The organism is Subtercola endophyticus, from assembly GCF_021044565.1.
Lineage (GTDB): Bacteria > Actinomycetota > Actinomycetes > Actinomycetales > Microbacteriaceae > Subtercola > Subtercola endophyticus.
In genome coordinates this window covers 2,900,592-2,916,306 of sequence record NZ_CP087997.1, presented here as the reverse complement: position 1 = coordinate 2,916,306, position 15,715 = coordinate 2,900,592, and the positions used below count along the sequence as shown (strand labels likewise).

The 15,715-nt window shown below is 66.5% G+C and carries 17 protein-coding genes and 1 tRNA gene; 13 read left to right on the top strand and 5 right to left on the bottom strand.

What is annotated here, in order from left to right; all coding sequences use genetic code 11:
• Positions 1–123: 123 nt before the first annotated feature.
• Positions 124–1,392: a D-arabinono-1,4-lactone oxidase gene (locus tag LQ955_RS13460; protein WP_231025019.1), complete on the bottom strand. Its 1,269-nt coding sequence runs from the start codon at positions 1,390–1,392 to the stop codon at positions 124–126.
• A gap of 307 nt (positions 1,393–1,699) precedes the next feature.
• On the opposite strand from LQ955_RS13460, the gene LQ955_RS13455 reads away from it, so the two are divergent.
• From LQ955_RS13455 to LQ955_RS13425, 7 genes are all read left to right on the top strand, one after another.
• Positions 1,700–2,479: a class I SAM-dependent methyltransferase gene (locus tag LQ955_RS13455; protein WP_231025018.1), complete on the top strand. Its 780-nt coding sequence runs from the start codon at positions 1,700–1,702 to the stop codon at positions 2,477–2,479.
• A 55-nt stretch (positions 2,480–2,534) separates the two neighbouring features.
• On the top strand, positions 2,535–3,590 hold the full coding sequence (locus LQ955_RS13450) for a polyprenyl synthetase family protein (RefSeq protein WP_231025017.1): 1,056 nt from the start codon (positions 2,535–2,537) through the stop codon (positions 3,588–3,590).
• Between the two features lie 22 nt (positions 3,591–3,612).
• Entirely contained in the window at positions 3,613–4,974 is a 1,362-nt protein-coding gene (locus LQ955_RS13445; RefSeq protein ID WP_231025016.1) for an FAD-dependent oxidoreductase, read from the top strand.
• Between the two features lie 176 nt (positions 4,975–5,150).
• Positions 5,151–5,504, top strand: coding sequence for a GntR family transcriptional regulator (locus LQ955_RS13440; protein ID WP_231028146.1), 354 nt, complete (start codon positions 5,151–5,153; stop codon positions 5,502–5,504).
• A 2-nt stretch (positions 5,505–5,506) separates the two neighbouring features.
• Positions 5,507–6,436, top strand: coding sequence for an ABC transporter ATP-binding protein (locus tag LQ955_RS13435; RefSeq protein WP_231025015.1), 930 nt, complete (start codon positions 5,507–5,509; stop codon positions 6,434–6,436).
• Entirely contained in the window at positions 6,433–7,206 is a 774-nt protein-coding gene (locus tag LQ955_RS13430; protein ID WP_231025014.1) for a hypothetical protein, read from the top strand. Before LQ955_RS13435 ends, LQ955_RS13430 begins: the two co-directional genes overlap by 4 nt.
• 20 nt (positions 7,207–7,226) lie before the next feature.
• On the top strand, positions 7,227–8,387 hold the full coding sequence (locus LQ955_RS13425; RefSeq protein WP_231025013.1) for an FkbM family methyltransferase: 1,161 nt from the start codon (positions 7,227–7,229) through the stop codon (positions 8,385–8,387).
• A gap of 30 nt (positions 8,388–8,417) precedes the next feature.
• On the opposite strand, the gene LQ955_RS13420 is transcribed toward LQ955_RS13425, so the two are convergent.
• A complete protein-coding gene (locus LQ955_RS13420; protein WP_231025012.1) occupies positions 8,418–8,906 on the bottom strand; it encodes a YajQ family cyclic di-GMP-binding protein in 489 nt (162 codons plus the stop codon).
• Between the two features lie 181 nt (positions 8,907–9,087).
• Here LQ955_RS13420 and LQ955_RS13415 point away from each other — a divergent pair, with 181 nt between their 5' ends.
• Both LQ955_RS13415 and LQ955_RS13410 read left to right on the top strand, forming a co-directional pair.
• Positions 9,088–10,158, top strand: a complete 1,071-nt coding sequence (locus LQ955_RS13415; RefSeq protein ID WP_231025011.1) for a DUF2510 domain-containing protein — start codon at positions 9,088–9,090, stop codon at positions 10,156–10,158.
• A gap of 76 nt (positions 10,159–10,234) precedes the next feature.
• Entirely contained in the window at positions 10,235–11,170 is a 936-nt protein-coding gene (locus tag LQ955_RS13410) for a lytic transglycosylase domain-containing protein (protein WP_231025010.1), read from the top strand.
• A 24-nt stretch (positions 11,171–11,194) separates the two neighbouring features.
• Here LQ955_RS13410 and LQ955_RS13405 read toward each other — a convergent pair whose 3' ends face one another.
• Positions 11,195–12,211 (bottom strand): LacI family DNA-binding transcriptional regulator, encoded by a 1,017-nt coding sequence (locus LQ955_RS13405; RefSeq protein WP_231025009.1) that lies wholly within the window; start codon positions 12,209–12,211, stop codon positions 11,195–11,197.
• 91 nt (positions 12,212–12,302) lie between these two features.
• On the opposite strand from LQ955_RS13405, the gene LQ955_RS13400 reads away from it, so the two are divergent.
• Positions 12,303–12,384, top strand: a tRNA-Tyr gene (locus tag LQ955_RS13400).
• A gap of 279 nt (positions 12,385–12,663) precedes the next feature.
• Here LQ955_RS13400 and LQ955_RS13395 read toward each other — a convergent pair.
• Positions 12,664–13,110: a hypothetical protein gene (locus LQ955_RS13395; protein ID WP_231025008.1), complete on the bottom strand. Its 447-nt coding sequence runs from the start codon at positions 13,108–13,110 to the stop codon at positions 12,664–12,666.
• A gap of 248 nt (positions 13,111–13,358) precedes the next feature.
• Between LQ955_RS13395 and LQ955_RS13390 the strand changes: the two genes are divergently transcribed.
• Positions 13,359–14,234 carry an alpha/beta fold hydrolase gene (locus LQ955_RS13390; protein WP_231025007.1) on the top strand — a complete coding sequence of 292 codons (876 nt, stop codon included), beginning with the start codon at positions 13,359–13,361 and terminating at the stop codon, positions 14,232–14,234.
• A gap of 51 nt (positions 14,235–14,285) precedes the next feature.
• On the opposite strand, the gene LQ955_RS13385 is transcribed toward LQ955_RS13390, so the two are convergent.
• Positions 14,286–14,450 carry a hypothetical protein gene (locus tag LQ955_RS13385; protein ID WP_231025006.1) on the bottom strand — a complete coding sequence of 55 codons (165 nt, stop codon included), beginning with the start codon at positions 14,448–14,450 and terminating at the stop codon, positions 14,286–14,288.
• A 214-nt stretch (positions 14,451–14,664) separates the two neighbouring features.
• Between LQ955_RS13385 and LQ955_RS13380 the strand changes: the two genes are divergently transcribed.
• Together LQ955_RS13380 and LQ955_RS13375 are read left to right on the top strand one after the other, a co-directional pair.
• Entirely contained in the window at positions 14,665–15,066 is a 402-nt protein-coding gene (locus LQ955_RS13380; RefSeq protein WP_231025005.1) for a hypothetical protein, read from the top strand.
• A gap of 309 nt (positions 15,067–15,375) precedes the next feature.
• On the top strand, positions 15,376–15,696 hold the full coding sequence (locus tag LQ955_RS13375) for a hypothetical protein (RefSeq protein ID WP_231025004.1): 321 nt from the start codon (positions 15,376–15,378) through the stop codon (positions 15,694–15,696).
• Positions 15,697–15,715: the final 19 nt, after the last annotated feature.

The following is a 15,715-nucleotide window of genomic DNA, read 5'->3' as shown; positions in this document are numbered from 1 at the left end:
GGGAGGGAGGGAGAGAGGGCGGGAGGGAGGAGGGCGAGAGGGAGGGAGAGAGGGGGGGAGCGACGAGGGCGAGAGGGGGAGGAGGGAGGGAGGAGGGAGGGAGGGAGGGAGGGAGGGCGCGGGCTACTGGGGCAGGGCTAGCACGCGGGAGAGGTAGGCGTTGCGAAACTGGCGGTCGGGGTCGTAGAGGGCGGCGAGGGCGGCGAAGTCGGGCAGGCGCTCGTAGAGCGGGGCGATGGCCGCGGCGCTCGCCGTGAACGCCTTGCCCCAGTGCGGCCGGGCGCCGAAGGGCGCGAGGGCGGCCTCGATGTCGGGCAGCAGCGCGTACACGCCCGCCGGGTCGTTCTTCCAGGTGAAGTGGATGCCCAGCGAAGGCCGCCCGTACGCCATGCTCAGCCACAGCTCATCCTGGGCGACCGTGCGCAGCTCGGTGACGAGCAGGTGCGGCGCGATGCGTGATCCCATCGAACGGAGCACGCTGAGCGCCGCGGGTGCGTGCGCGCGGTCGATGAAGAACTCGCTCTGAATCTCGTCGCCGTTGCTCGGCGTCGCGTCGAACCGAAAGTGCGGCAGTCGCTCCGACCAGGGACCCGGAACCCCGCCCTGCACGGTGGTGTTGTCGCGGCCCTCGTCGGCCGGCGAGGTGGCCTTCGACACCGACGCGGTCGCGCCGAAGAGCGTCCCGGGCAGCGAGCGGGGCTCTCCGTCGACGAGCCGGGTCTTCAGCCACAGACCCTCGGCCGTGTCGCCGAGCCAGTTCGTGAAGACGCTCACGCTGTAGGCGCTGCCCGTCACCTCTTCGAACGACTCCAGCAGGGCATCCCACGGCAGGTCGATGTAGACGTCTTGCCGCACGTCGAAGGTGGGCTGAATGTCCAGGGTGACGCGGGTGATCACGCCGAGGGCGCCGAGCGAGACGACCATGCCGGCGAAGGCCGGATGTTCGCGGGTCACGCTCACGAGCTCACCCCTGCCCGCGACGAACTCGAGCCCCGCGACGGCCGTGGCGAGGTTGCCGTTGCGGTTTCCGGAGCCGTGGGTGGCGGTCGAGACTGCTCCGGCGACGGAGATGTGCGGCAGCGAGCCCATGTTGTGCAGCGCCCAGCCCTCGGCCTGCAGGGCGACGGCGAGAGCGCCGTAACGTGTTCCGGCGGCGACCGTGACGGTACGTGCATCCGCATCGATCGAGACCTCGGGGGGCAGGTCGACGAGGCTGACGAGGTCGCCGGTGCTGTCGGCGATGTCGTTGAACGAGTGCCGGGTGCCGAGCGAGCGCACTCGCGGCGAGGCGGCGACGATCTCTTGCACCTCTGCCGTGCTTCGGGGTGTGTGCAGGCGCGCGGCCCCGAATTCGTAGGTGCCTGCCCAGTTCGGCCCGACCGTCGACGCCATTGTTACCCCTGCTCTGTGTCTCGTATGCTCTGTGTCTCGCATGCTTTGTGTCTCGCACGCTCTGTGTCTCGCGATTTGAATCGTTACATCGTATCCGGATGCCCCGTGCCTCCGCCCCCCACCCCACATCCGCAATCCACTTTGCGAAAAAGCCCCTTCCCGTCGAGTTTTGGGGGCTTTTTCGCGAATTCGATCGAATCCGCGAGGTGAAAGGCGGCGCTTGCACGCGGGGGCCTCCGCCGCAAGCCCGCTGCGGGCATCCTGAGCCTTTGCCGAGTGCGGCGGAGGTGCCCCGTAAACTGTGGGGGTGTCCAAGGCCGACCTCAGCAAGCAGCCCGCGCAGGTTTCTGCGATGTTCGACGACGTGTCGACCCATTACGACCGTACGAACAACGTGCTCTCGGTGGGAAACGCGTTTCTGTGGCGTGTCGCCACGACGAAGGCGGTCGAACCCGAGTGGGGCGAACGCATTCTCGACCTCGCCGCCGGAACCGGAACCTCGAGCGCCTCGCTCGCCAAGAGTGGCGCGCAGGTCGTCGCGGCCGACTTCTCGCCCGGAATGATCGAGGTGGGCAAGCGCCAGCAGGCCGGTAACCCCCGGGTCGAGTTCGTGGTGGCCGACGGCATGAACCTGCCTTTCGACGACGACGAGTTCGACGCCGTGACCATCTCGTTCGGCCTGCGCAACATCGTCGAACCGCGTGTGGCTCTCGCCGAGCTCTACCGGGTGACCAAGCCCGGCGGGCGCATCGTGATCTGCGAATTCAGTACGCCCCCGATCACTCCGATCAGACTCGGCTACTCGCTCTACCTGCAGCGCGTGATGCCGGGCCTGGCCAAGGTCGCGAGTTCGAACCCCGCCGCGTACACCTACCTCGCCGAGTCGATCAAAGACTGGCCGAACCAGCAGACCCTCTCGCGCTGGCTGCGCGAGACGGGCTTCACGCATGTCGGCTACCGCAACCTCACCGCCGGAATCGTGGCCCTCCATCGGGGTACAAAGCCCGAGATCGCGCCCGCCGCGACCGCTGCCGCGAGCCCCGAGACCGCCCTGCCGCAGTCCGCTGCCGCCTCGGCGACTCAGTAGGCTTGACCCCGTGAAGCCGACCAATCGGTCCCTGAACCTTGCCGGGGGCGTCAACTTGACGAAACCTGCGCGCCGAAACGCGGGCTCGTCGTCGGCTTTTTCGCTCACCGAGCGCCTGTTCGCCACAGCGGATGATCGCAGGGCCGCCAAAGCGGTCGATACCGGTATCGTGCGGGTCGAAGAGCGTCTCGTCGAAGAAACCGCCTTTCACGACGGGCTCGCCGAAGTCTCTGCGCGCTACCTGCTCGATGCGGGCGGAAAACGTGTGCGCCCCATCCTCGCGTTTCTCACCGCACAGCTCGGAGACGGTGTCACCGACGACGTGGTGACGGCGGCGACCTCGATCGAACTCATCCACCTCGCGTCGCTGTATCACGACGACGTGATGGATGATGCAGAGCAGCGCCGCGGTGTGCCCACCGCGCACACGGTGTGGAACAACTCCATCGCCATTCTCACCGGCGACCTGCTCTTCGCCCGGGCGAGCAAGCTGCTCTCGATTCTGGGCGAGCGTGCCATTCGTCTGCAGGCCGACACCTTCGAGCGGCTCTGCCTCGGGCAGCTGCACGAGACCGCTGGCCCGCGGGTCGGCGAAGACCCGATCGAACACTACTTGCGCGTGCTGGCCGATAAGACCGGTTCGCTGATCGCCGCGTCGGCGCAGCTCGGCGTTCTCGTGTCGAACGCGCCCGACGAGTATCAGCAGGCCGTGTTCGACTTCGGCGAGAAGGTGGGCATCGCCTTCCAGCTGGTCGACGACGTCATCGATCTTGCTCCGCCGAGCGACAAGACGGGCAAGACGGCCGGAACAGACATCCGGGCCGGAGTCGTCACGCTGCCCCTGCTCTACCTGCAGAGGGATGCCCCGACCGACCCCGCAGCGGCCGAGTTGCTGCGGCGGCTCGACCCGGCGACCATCGACGTGACCCCCGCCGAGGAGGTCGATGCGCTGATCGCGGAGCTTCGCGTGCATCCGGTCACCCTCGAAACCACCGCCGAGGCGCATCGCTGGGCGGCAGAAGCCGTCGCCGCCCTCGCGCCGTTGCCCGAGGGCACGGTCAAGAAGACGCTCATTCGCTTCGCCGACACCATGGTCGAGCGAAGCAGCTAACAACGTAAGGAAACACACCCTCATGACCAAGCTCCGCCTGGCCATCGTCGGCGCAGGGCCGGCCGGAATCTACGCCGCCGATCTGCTCATCAAAGCTGAACGCCACTTCGACGTGTCGATCGACCTGTTCGACCACCTGCCTGCGCCGTACGGGCTCGTTCGTTATGGCGTCGCCCCCGATCATCCGCGCATCAAGGGCATCATCACCGCCCTGCGCGAGGTGCTCGACCGTGGCGACATCCGGTTCTTCGGCAACGTGCGGTACGGCGTCGATCTGACACTGGATGATCTGAAGAAGCACTACAACGCGGTCATCTTCGCGACCGGCGCCATTCGTGACGCCTCGCTCGACATTCCGGGCATCGAGCTCGACGGATCGTACGGTGCCGCCGACTTCGTGAGCTGGTTCGACGGGCATCCTGATGTGCCGCGCACTTGGCCGCTGCGCGCCGAGTCGATCGCGGTGCTGGGCAATGGCAACGTGGCGCTCGACGTGGCCCGCATTCTGGCGAAGCACCCCGACGACCTGCTGCCCACCGAGATTCCCGCGAACGTCTACGACGGCCTGCAGGAGTCGCCCGTCACCGACGTGCACGTCTTCGGTCGGCGCGGGCCGGCGCAGGTGAAGTTCACACCTCTCGAGCTGCGTGAACTCGGCGAGGTGCCCGACGTCGACATGATCGTCTACGACGAAGACTTCGACCTCGACCCCGCTTCAGAGGCGGCGATCGCCTCGAACAAGCAGGTCATGGTGATCAACCGCGTCATGAATCAGTGGCGCACCCGCCCGCACGGCGGGGCATCGCGGCGGCTGCACCTGCACTTCTACGCTCGGCCGCTCGAGATTCTCGGTGCGGATGGCGCCGTTTCGGGCATCCGGTACGAGCGCACGCGCCCCGATGGCGCCGGCGGAGTCGAGGGCACGGGCGAGATTCGCGAGCTGCCGATTCAGGCCATCTACCGCGCCGTGGGGTATTTCGGTTCGCCGCTGCCCGACGTGCCGTTCGATGACAAGCGCGGTGTGATTCCGAACCGCGAGGGCCGGGTACTGGATGATCATGACGAGGTCGTTCCCGGTGTCTACGCCACCGGGTGGATCAAGCGCGGCCCCGTGGGGCTCATCGGCCACACCAAGTCAGACGCCATGGAGACGCTCTCGCACCTCGTGCGCGATCAGGCCTCGTGGTGGACTCCGGCCGACCCCTCGGAGGAGTCGATCGACGCGCTGCTCGCCGAGCGTGGAGTGGTTTTCACCACCGTCGAGGGCTGGCACCACCTCGACCAGTACGAGCTCGGTCTCGGCGCCGCCGCCGGCCGCACCCGCATCAAGGTCGTCGAGCGCGACGAGATGGTCGCCGTCTCGAACCAGACCCCCGAGGTTTAGAGCCCACCTCACCCGCCTCACCCGCCTCGCGCGTCGTTTCTTGCCGCAATCCGCCGTGACTTGCGACCAAAAGCGACGCGCGAACTGGTTTTTCGGGCGGCGGGGTTGACACGGGCATCCGTGCATGGTTGGTTAACTACTGTAGTAACTAACCAAGTAACCGAGAGTGAGTGACAGTGATCGAAGACGGCAGACCCATCTTCGTTCAGATCGCTGAGCAGATCGAGAACGAGATCATCGACGGCACGCTGCCCGAAGAGGGGCAGGTTCCGTCGACGAACGAGTTCGCCGCGTTCCATCGCATCAACCCGGCCACGGCCGGCAAGGGCGTGAACGTGCTGGTCGAGAACGGCACTCTCTACAAGAAGAGAGGCATCGGCATGTTCGTCGCCACCGGCGCCAGAGAGCGTCTGCTCGTGGGTCGCCGCGACGAGTTCGAGAAGCAGTTCATCCGCCCGCTCGTCGCCGAGGCGGCGAAACTCGGCATCACGCGCGAGCAACTCGTCGCGCTGTTGCAGAAGGAGGCCTGACCATGAGTGTCATCGAGATCACCAACCTGACGAAGCGTTACGGAAGTGTGCTCGCCGTGAACGACGTGTCGCTGAGTCTTGAGCCCGACAAGATCCACGGCCTGCTCGGCCGCAACGGCGCGGGCAAGACGACGCTGATGCAGCTGCTGACCGGGCAAGACTTCGCCAGTTCCGGCACCATCAGCGTTTTCGGTGCCGCGCCGGTCGAGAACGCGCATGTGTTGAAGCAGCTCTGCTTCATCAAAGAGAGCCAGAAGTACCCTGAAGACTTTCGCGCCAAGCACGTCTTTCGCAACGCGCCGCTGTTCTTCGAGAACTGGGATGCGGCGTTCGCCGACCAGCTGATCGCTGAATTTCGGCTGCCGCTGAACCGCCGCATCAAGAAGCTCTCGCGCGGGCAGCTTTCGTCGCTCGGCGTCATCGTGGGGCTCGCCTCGCGGGCACCGCTCACGTTCTTCGACGAGCCGTACCTCGGGCTCGACGCGGTCGCGCGTCAGCTGTTCTACGACCGGTTGCTCGAAGACTTCGCCGAGCATCCACGTACCGTCATCTTGTCGACCCACCTCATCGACGAGGTGCAGAACCTGCTCGAGCACGTCGTGGTCATCGACCAGGGCCGAATTCTGGTCGATTCGGATGCCGAAGAGCTGCGGGGGTCGGCGACCACCATTGCGGGCACGGCCCGGGCGGTCGACGCGTTCACGGCCGGCCGCACGGTGATCAGCCGGCAGGGGCTCGGGTCGCTCGCGCAGGCTACCGTGGGGCGGCTCAGCGCAGAGGATCGTGCCGCGGCGGTAGCGGCCGGCCTCGACGTCGGCCCCGTTTCGCTGCAACAGCTCGTGGTGTCGCTGAGCGGCGCCGCGGAGGGCGCCGCGCAGCCCGACCGCGCCGCGCAGCCCGAACGCACCTCGCAGAAAGGACAGGAACGATGACGACTCTCGCCGCTACCTCGCCCGCCGCAGCTCGCTCTGCGGCATCCGCCCCACGCGTTGTGAATGTGCTGCGCTTGCATCTCACGAACAAGTGGACGACGCTCGGCACACCGCTGCTGATTCTCGCCTTCATCTTCTTCGTGAACTACGTCATCTGGGTGCTCATCTACCGGTCGACGCCGGATGGTGACCGCGAGGCGGTGCAGGGCACCCAATACAGCGGATCGATCGCCTACGTGTTCATCTACATGGCCATCATCGGCATACAGGTCGTGCTTCGCACCTTTCCGTTCGCGCTCGGATTCAGCGTGACCAGGCGCGACTTCGCGCTCGGGTCGGCTCTGCTGTTCGGTGTGCTCTCGGTGATCTACGCGGCGATTCTCACCATCATGAGCTATATCGAGCAGGCGACCGACGGCTGGGGAGTCGGCGGTCACATGTTCTCGACGGTCTGGTACGGCAACGGCAGTCTGCCCGAGCGGTTCTCGCAAGAGTTCTTCGGCCTGCTGTTTTTCTTCTTCGTCGGGGCGGCCGTGTCGACGGTCTATCTGCGCTGGCGTTCCCTCGGCCAGATGCTGCTCTGGGGAATCGTCGTGCTGATCGGGCTCGCTGCCGTGACATTGATCACGCTCACGAACAACTGGACCGTAATCGGCCAGTGGTTCGTGGATGCCGGGTCGTACGGTGTTGTGCTCTGGACTCTTCCGATCACGGCCGTCGCCGCTCTGTTCGGCTTTTGGGTGCTGCGTCGCGCGACCCCCGTCAACTGATCACGACCTAGACTGGCGCTGTGCAGCATCTCTCGCCCCGTCTCGACGGATTCAGCCCGTATCTCGTGCACCGCATGGTGACCACGATCGACTGCCACGACGCCGATGAGATTCCGAAAGTGGAGCGGGCCGGCGAGGTGTACGACCATGACGGTACCGCGGTGCAGATCATGCACAACGGAGTGTTGGTGGAGGCCGACGGCTACGCCGGGCCGTGGATGACCGAGGTCATCCGTTGCCTGAGCGGGCATCACGAGCCGCAAGAAGAGCTGACGTTCAGCCGCATCGTCACTCGCCTGCACGAAACCGGCGGCGCCCGGGCCATGATCGAACTCGGCAGCTTCTGGAGCTACTACAGTCTGTGGTTCTGCGCCGAATTCCCCGACGCCCGGGTGGTGGCGATCGAGCCGGATCCGTCTAACCTCGATCTCGGCCGGCGCAACGCCGCGCTCAACGGTGCCACCGACCGCATCACATTCATTCAGGCGGCCATCGGCGCTTCGCCGGGTGAGACCATTCGGCTGCGAACCGAGAGCGACAACGAAGAGCGCGACATCGTCACGGTCGACCTGGCTTCCCTGATGGCCGACACCGGCCTCGATCACGTCGACATCGTGCTCTGCGACGTGCAGGGCGCAGAGACCATCATGCTCGCTCGGGCGCGCGGCGACTTCGCGGCCGGTCGCGTTCGTTTTCTCGTCGTGTCGACCCATCACCACCGCATCTCGGGTGATGCGCTGACCCACCAGAACGCCCTCGCGCTGCTTCTCGAGTACGGCGCCCATATCATCGCCGAGCACTCCGTCAGCGAGTCTGCAAGCGGCGACGGACTCATCGCCGTGTCATTCGACCCGCGTGACGACGATCTCGTGGTGCAGGTCTCGCATGTTCGCGCCCGAGATTCGCTGTCTGGTGAACTCGAGGTCGAACTGGCTCAAGCTCTGAACGACCGAGTGGCGGCCGACGAGGCGGCGCAGGTGGAACGCAACGAGGTGGGGCGTCTGCGAGCGGTGCTGGATGAATCCCAGCAGCACGAGGCGGGGCTGCGGGCCGAGACGGCAGCGCTGAGCGAGCAGAAGGCGGCGCTCGAGCGCGAGCTGAACGCCATCATGCACACGAAGCTGTGGCGGGTGAGTAGAGCGCCGCGGGCCGTGTACGGGCGGCTTCGGCGCCGGCGCTGAGCGAGCCGCCGGGCATCCTGCAGCCGAGTCTCAGCGAAAGTTGACGAACTGCACCGCGACATCGAGGTCGGCGCCCTTGACCAGCGCCATGGCGGACTGCAGGTCATCCCGAGACTTCGATGAGACGCGCAACTCGTCGCCCTGAATCTGGCTCTTGACCGACTTGGGGGCCTCGTCGCGGATGAGCTTCGAGATCTTCTTGGCGGCCTCTTGCTCGATGCCGTTCTTGAAGTTGGCTTCGATGCGGTACTCCTTGCCGCTGGCGAACGGCTCGCCCGCGTCGAGGCTGCGCAGGCTGATGCTGCGCTTGATGAGCTTCTGCTCGAACACCTCGAGAATCGCCTTGGCGCGCTCTTCGGAGTTGGCCTTGATGAGCACTTTCTCGCCGCTGTAGTCGATCGAGGCGCCCACGTTCTTGAAGTCGTAGCGCTGCTCGACCTCTTTCTGCGCCTGGTGCAGAGCGTTGTCGGCCTCCATCTTGTCGACCTTGCTCACGATGTCAAAACTTGAATCTGCCATGCTTCGATTCTACCGGTCGGCCTCGCGCGGCTCTGCTGACGCGTCACCCGAAAAGGGGATGCTCGTTTCAGCCTCCAGCCCATACAGTGCTCGTGGGGGTACCACTCATGGTTCTGTATGCCATTTCACGCTGCCGCGAGCAGCGATCGATTCGTTTTACGGCACGAAGGAACGAAGCGTCATGAGCGCTTCTCTGCCGCCTGCGGGCTGGTACGCCGATCCCGAGCAGCCAGGTCGCCAGCGGTGGTGGAACGGCGCGGAATGGACGAGCGACTTCTCGCCTGCACCTGCGGCTGCGCCTGCACCTGCGGCTGCGGCTGCGCCTGCGCCTGCGTCTGCGTCGATGAGCGCGGGGTGGCGACCGACGGTCTTGACCGTCATCGTGGGGGTGGTGGCCCTGATCGTGGCGGTGATCTTCTTCGCGTCGGGTGGCGTCGGCGGCCTGCTCATCGCTCTCGCGTTGTTCGCTGTCGCAACCGGAATCTACACACTCGCCACCCGCCGCCCGAGCTGGCTGCGATTGGCGCGCCGGCGCTCGGCCGGAGCGATCACCGTGGGAATCGGCGCCGTTCTGCTGATTGTGGGCGCCGTAGTGTCGCCGCATCCGCCCGCGCCGCCGACGGTGCCGCTCGCTGCTGCGAATTCGTCGTCGAGTCAGACGCCGGCCCCGATCCCCAGTCCCACGCCCACGCCGAGCAAGATCGCCGAGATCGGCTACGTCGGGCAGGCCGCCGCGCAGGCCGAGACGTCGCTGAAGAATGCCGGCTTCGTGGTGCGCAAGGTCGCTGTCGGTGCAAGCACCCCGACCGACTGGACGGGCTGGACCGTCGTCGCCCAGAAACCCGCGATCGGCACACTGATCGCGCCGGGAAGCACGGTCGAGATCGACCTGACGGCACCGGCGCCGACGCCTACTCCCGCCGCGCCTGCTCCGGCGCCGGCGCCGGCCTCGGCTGCTGCGGCTCCGGCTCAGTCCGACCCGTCGCCGGCCCAGCCCGTCGCTCCTGCGGCCCCGGCGGCGCCGGCCGAACCCGCTCAGCCGGTTGCGCCAGCGGCTCCCGCAGAACCAGCCGCACCGGCTGCGCCAGCCGCGCCGGCTGCCCCCGCTCCGGCTTCGGCAGACATCGACCCCGGCGGGTTCTGCGACGACTCCGACGTCGGCGTGACCCATACGAACTCCAACGGCCGAAGCTACACCTGCGGCGGAAACGGCGCCGACAAGAACGGTCATTACCACTGGAACCGAGACTGAAAGCCTGAACCGAGTCACAGACGAGGGGGGCCGCCCGGTCATGAATCTCCCACCGGGCGCACATAGGGTGGCTCGAATGAACGCCCGCCCTGCATCCGCACGCGCCAGGGCAGCCACGCGCAAACGCAAGCGGGCGCGCAGGGCAGAAACGGGCATCCACCGCCGGGTTTGGGGCATCGTGCTGGCGAGCGCGGGGGTCGTGGCGGCTGTCGCCGTTGTCGGGGTGTTCGTGGCGGCACCGCTCGGCGACGCCATCGGGCAGGTGGTGAACAGTGCCCTGAACGAAAAGGGTACGTCGACTCAGGATGCCCAGACCGTGGTTGTTCCCACGCAGGCCCCCGCCGTGGCTCAGCCCGGCACCACTCCGGGCGCACTGCCCGGGCTCGCGGGGCAGGCCGACGTCGCCTGGACCACGCAGCTCGCCGCCGACACGAACGTCTCGCTGCGGGCCCTTCAGGCTTACGCCGGTGTCGCCATTGCCAAACAGGCGGAGAATCCCGGCTGCCACATCGGCTGGAACACCCTCGCCGCCATCGGGGCTGTGGAGTCGGGAAACGGCACGCACGCCGGCAGCGCAGTGGGCGCCGATGGCGTTGTGAGCCCGCCGATCTACGGGCCCTCGCTGACCGGCAACGGCAACGGATTCGCCACGGTCGACGACAGCGACGGCGGAGCGATCGACGGCGACGCTTCGGCCGACCGCGCCGTCGGGCCGATGCAATTCATTCCCGAGGCCTGGCGCAATTGGGGCACCGATGCCAGCGGTGACGGGGTTGCCGACCCGCAGAACATCGACGACGCCACGCTCGCGACAGCCAACTATCTCTGCCATGCCGGCGGCGATCTCGGCACCGACGCCGGCTGGAAGAAGGCGATCGCCTCGTACAACAGCGACCCGGCTTACGCGGTGAAGGTGTCGCAGGCCGCGAACCGGTTTGCGGCGGCGGCTCCTGTCGGTGAGGCCCCGGTTCCGGCCGCAGCGGCGGCGGGGTCTGCGGGGTCTGCGGGGTAGACCGGCGGCGGCGGGTGCCGCGGGCTAGGCCGGTGGCGGCGCGGTCGAGCCGCGCACCACCAGCTCCACCGGCAGCGGAACGTTCGCCGGCACCGCCTCTCGCCGCCCCGGGTGCAGCTGATCCATCAGCATCTCCACGGCCTGCTCGCCCTGCCGCCCGGGGTACTGCGCCATCGTGGTCAGCCCGAAGAACTCGGCGTACTCGTGCCCGTCGATGCCGATCACCGAGAGCTCGCGCGGCACGCTCAGCCCTAGATCGCGGGCCGCGAGCATGCAGCCCAGCGCCATTTCGTCCGACGCTGCGAAGACGGCCGTCGGCCGGGCATCCGGATGCTCGAGCAGCAGCCGCGCGGCCGCATACCCGCCCGTGATCGTGAAGTCCGCGGGCCGAAACAGCCCCGGGTCAGGTTCGACCCCGGCCTGGCGCAGCGCATACTCGTACCCGGATCTGCGGTTCGTCGGCAGGTGGAAGTCGAGCTCGAACCCCGACTCGCCGCCGATCATGCCGATGCGGCGATGGCCGAGCCCGAGCAGGTGGTCGGTGGCGCGCCGGGCAACATCCACATCGTCGATACTGAGCGTCGGAACACCCGTCAGCGGGCCGCCGATGCCGACGATCGGCTTCTGCAGGTCGAGCAGACTCTGCAACTCGCGGGAGGTGAGTTCTATCGTGAGGGCGAGTACGGCATCCACTCGCTTGCGCAGCAGAAAATGTTCGAAGACGCTGCGTCGTTCATCCGCCCCGCCCGCCAGGCCGTACAGAGTGAGGTCGTAGCCGTTGCGCAGCAGCGCCGCGCCGGCGCCCTCGAGCACCGACGAGTAGAACCATCGATTGAGAAACGGCACCACCACGCCGATGTTCTTCGTGCGCCCGCTGGCGAGGCTCGAGGCGGGCGACGACACGACGTAGCCGAGCTGCCGTGCCGCCTCCTGCACCCGGATGCGCGTGGCCGGCGACACGTGCCCGTTGCCGCTCAGCGCGCGCGAGACCGTGGCCGTCGACACGCCCGCCAGCCGGGCGACGGCGTCGATTCCTGGCATGGCATCCTCTTCGATTTCGCGAGCGCGGGGCTTGCAAGTATTGTTGTCAAGCGCCTTCGGTTGTGTTGTTCAACGTGGTCGGGTGCGCCTTGGCAAGTTACCCTAGCGGCCAAAGGGATCTGACTGTAAATCAGACGGCTCAGCCTTCGGGGGTTCGAATCCCTCACTTGCCACGCGCTGGTTCTGTTCGCCGCCGCCTCTGGGCCCACGCCGGCCCGAGGCTCCGCGCGCCGCTTGCGGCGGGTGGAGTGGCCCGGTGGGGACGGCGAACAGTGCGACTTACAGTAATGGCGCGACGACGTTGCCACCATCGTGATGGTTTGTCGCGAATCGTCGGTCAATGTCGATTTCACTCGTTTGGGTGTGGCACAATTGCCAGTGTCAGCCCATCGAGGTGGTGTCTGAAAGTGAAACCCGGATTTCCTGCTGTTTGTGGGGCCGGGTTTTTGCGTTTAGCGGCTCGTGTTCCTCAGAACCTCGGTGTGCTGCCTGAGGCGATCCAGGTGCGTGTGGTTTCCTGCCATGTCTTCGGAGATCGCGCCGCAGACAATGTCGGGCAACCACAGAAGGGGTTCGTCCATGCCTCGCACGTGGTCGATGCGGAATGGTTTTGTGATCGTCTTCGTGGCACGCAAATAGCCCAGCATGTCGATGTCTCGTTTGTCATTTGCCGCGCCCCGCGACTCGAACACAGCCTCGAAAACTTCGATCTGGTGCAGCTCGTAGATCATCATTTCGATGCACGCGCGACGTGAACGTTCCGGTCCTTCGTTTTGAGTGTCTTCGCGGACAATCACCCAGTGCATGATCTCCATGCCTGCAATGAGGGTGATGTACTTACGCCGTTGCGCCTCGACGGACTCGTACCAATGCAGCTTCAGCTGTGAGGGCGGTTTCACCTGCCGGAGCAGCTTTCGGTATTCGGCAACGAGCTCGCTGAAAAAGGGGATGGTAGCGGTGAGTATGTACGGTTGGCCGCTCCCGGTCCCGCCGGGCTGCGACTCGTCTATTTACGCAACGGCCACCCGCCAATCATGCACCACGGACGCCGGTCTCCTGATCAGGCTGTTGACAAGTGGGTGGCTGCCTTGGAATGAGGCGTCTGTCGCGCCTTGACAGGGGTGCGGATTCGGGCTGCTATTGGCCTATGGAATACACAACAGCGTCGTTTGTCTCTCCCTCCGATTCGCTCGAGATCACCACCCACACCTGGCAGAGCGCCGTCTCGCCGGCTCGCGGAGTCGTGCAGATCGCCCACGGGGTCGCGGAGCATTCTCTGCGGTACGACCGACTGGCTCAGGCGCTGAGCGCCGCCGGCTACATTGTCTACGCGAGCGATCACCGCGGTCACGGCGGCTCGGTCGACGGACACGTCGCCCTCGGCAGTTTCGGGGCTGCGGGGTGGCCGGCGCTGGTGAACGATCTTGTCGTGTTCAGCGAGAACATCCGCTCCGAGCATCCGGAACTGCCGCTCTTTCTCGTGGCGCATTCGATGGGCTCGTTCGCAGCACAAGAGGTGATTCTCGACCATTCGGAGCTGTATCGGGGCGTCGTGCTGTCGGGTTCGACCGCGCTCGACCTGCTCGCGCAGGGGCTCGCCGCCGCCGGAACTGGGCCCGTCGAGTTGACCGCATTCAACGCGGCCTTCGAGAATCGCACCGGATACGAGTGGCTGACGAGAGATGAGGCTGAGGTCGACCTCTACGTCGCCGACCCCCTCAGCGGGTTCGATCTCGCCGATGACACGGTGCCGCAGTTGTTCACGGCAGCGGTGCGGCTGGCCGACCCCGAGGCGCTCGCCGGCGTGCGTTCCGAGCTGCCGATTCTGGTGATCTCGGGCCAAGACGATCCGCTGTCGGGTGAAGGTGCGCTGGTGGGTGCGCTCGCACAGCGGTACACCGCTGCTGGCGTGTCGGATGTGCAGCTGAAGGTGTATCCGGGAGCGCGGCACGAGATCTTCAACGAGATCAACCGCGACGAGATCACCGCGCACGTGATCGAGTGGTTGAACGCGCACGTGTGAGGGGCTCCGGATGCCCGACGGAACCCACGACGACGACACGAGGCCGCGCGGTCAGCGGTGCACGAGGTGCGAGGCTTGTCCTTCGAAGCCGTGATGGTCGTGATGGTCTCGGTCGTCGGCAACCGCGACCACGCGGCCGACTACGAGCGACGTGACGACAGACGCCAGCACCCAGACGAGCGCACTCGCCAGCAGAATCCACATCAGCCCGAACATCGCGGCCCTTCTTTCTTCGATGCTTCGAGCCTCGCCCCTCGTTCGTGGGTATTGGCTGAGATCCGAGGTCATTCGCAGCCGCCGTTCAGCCCGCGCTGACGCCGAAGTCCCCCTGCAACGGGGGGATGCACGCCGGCGGCTCCGCCCAATAACCTACGTACACCACAAGTACTTCTGCGTCGCAGTCGCAAATGACGATTTGGAAAGGTTCGACGTGCCCCAACTCTCTTTGACCTACGACCGTGAAGCCAACGGATTCGAGTGCTACCTGCCCGACAGAATCGTGCACGCGCCTCTGGCCCCGAGTCACCCCGTCGACGCCATTTCGGTCAGCGCCGTAGGGTCGCACAACGGCGACTTGCTTCGGCTCGCCTACTCGTCGCGCTCCGACGACGGCGCGCGCGTCATCGTGATCGTTCACGTCGATGCGCGCACGGGTGCGCTGGTGGATGCCCCGTCGATCAGCGACACGATCGACGCCGAATTGGCCGATGCCTTCTTAGAAGCGGCGGCCGAAACCGTGAACCCTGCGGGTGCACTGCGTGACCTCATCGATTTCCGCCCCGAGGCGCTTCCCGGTTTCGCGCAGGACCGTGCCCGCAGTCGGGCCGCTTAGGCGCGCCATCGCGATGAGCGACAACCCGCACACCCGCGAGCACCGCCGTCGAGAGCGCGTCTTGCTGCTCTCGGCGTCGGCCACCTACGTGGCCGTGCTCATCGCCTACCTCGCCACCCGCTGACCCACTGCGCCCGCTGCCCCGCTGACCGCCGCCCCGCTGCCCGCCCCCGCTCGCCCGCGACGCCCTGCGCTCGCGCCGGCGAGAGCGGTGGTTTCGGACGAGAGTGGGCGTTGCGCCGGTATCTCTCGTCCGAAAACGTCGCTCTCACGAGCGGCGCCGGGAAGGCGAGCCGGTAGAGTGCAGACATGAGCGACCTGCCACCGAATCTCGACGAGATCGATGACCTGCCCCGAGGCCACCACGAACAGGTCTACTTCACGTACGGCAAATACCAGTACCTGCTCGAGAACGAGCACGCCGACCGCTGGGGCGTCCGCAGCTATCGTTTGGTCGACTGGCACGAGCTGGGGCGCATCCATCGGCTCGCCGCCGGCAGCTTTGCCGCGGCCGAGTTTCCGGAGGGCGCCTATACCGTGCACCTCACCGGCCACGCGCACAAACACGATGCCGAGGGGGCGCCGCTGACCTGGCGCGACGCCGTCATCAGCCTCACGAACGAGGTCTGAGGGCGGTGACCGACGAGCG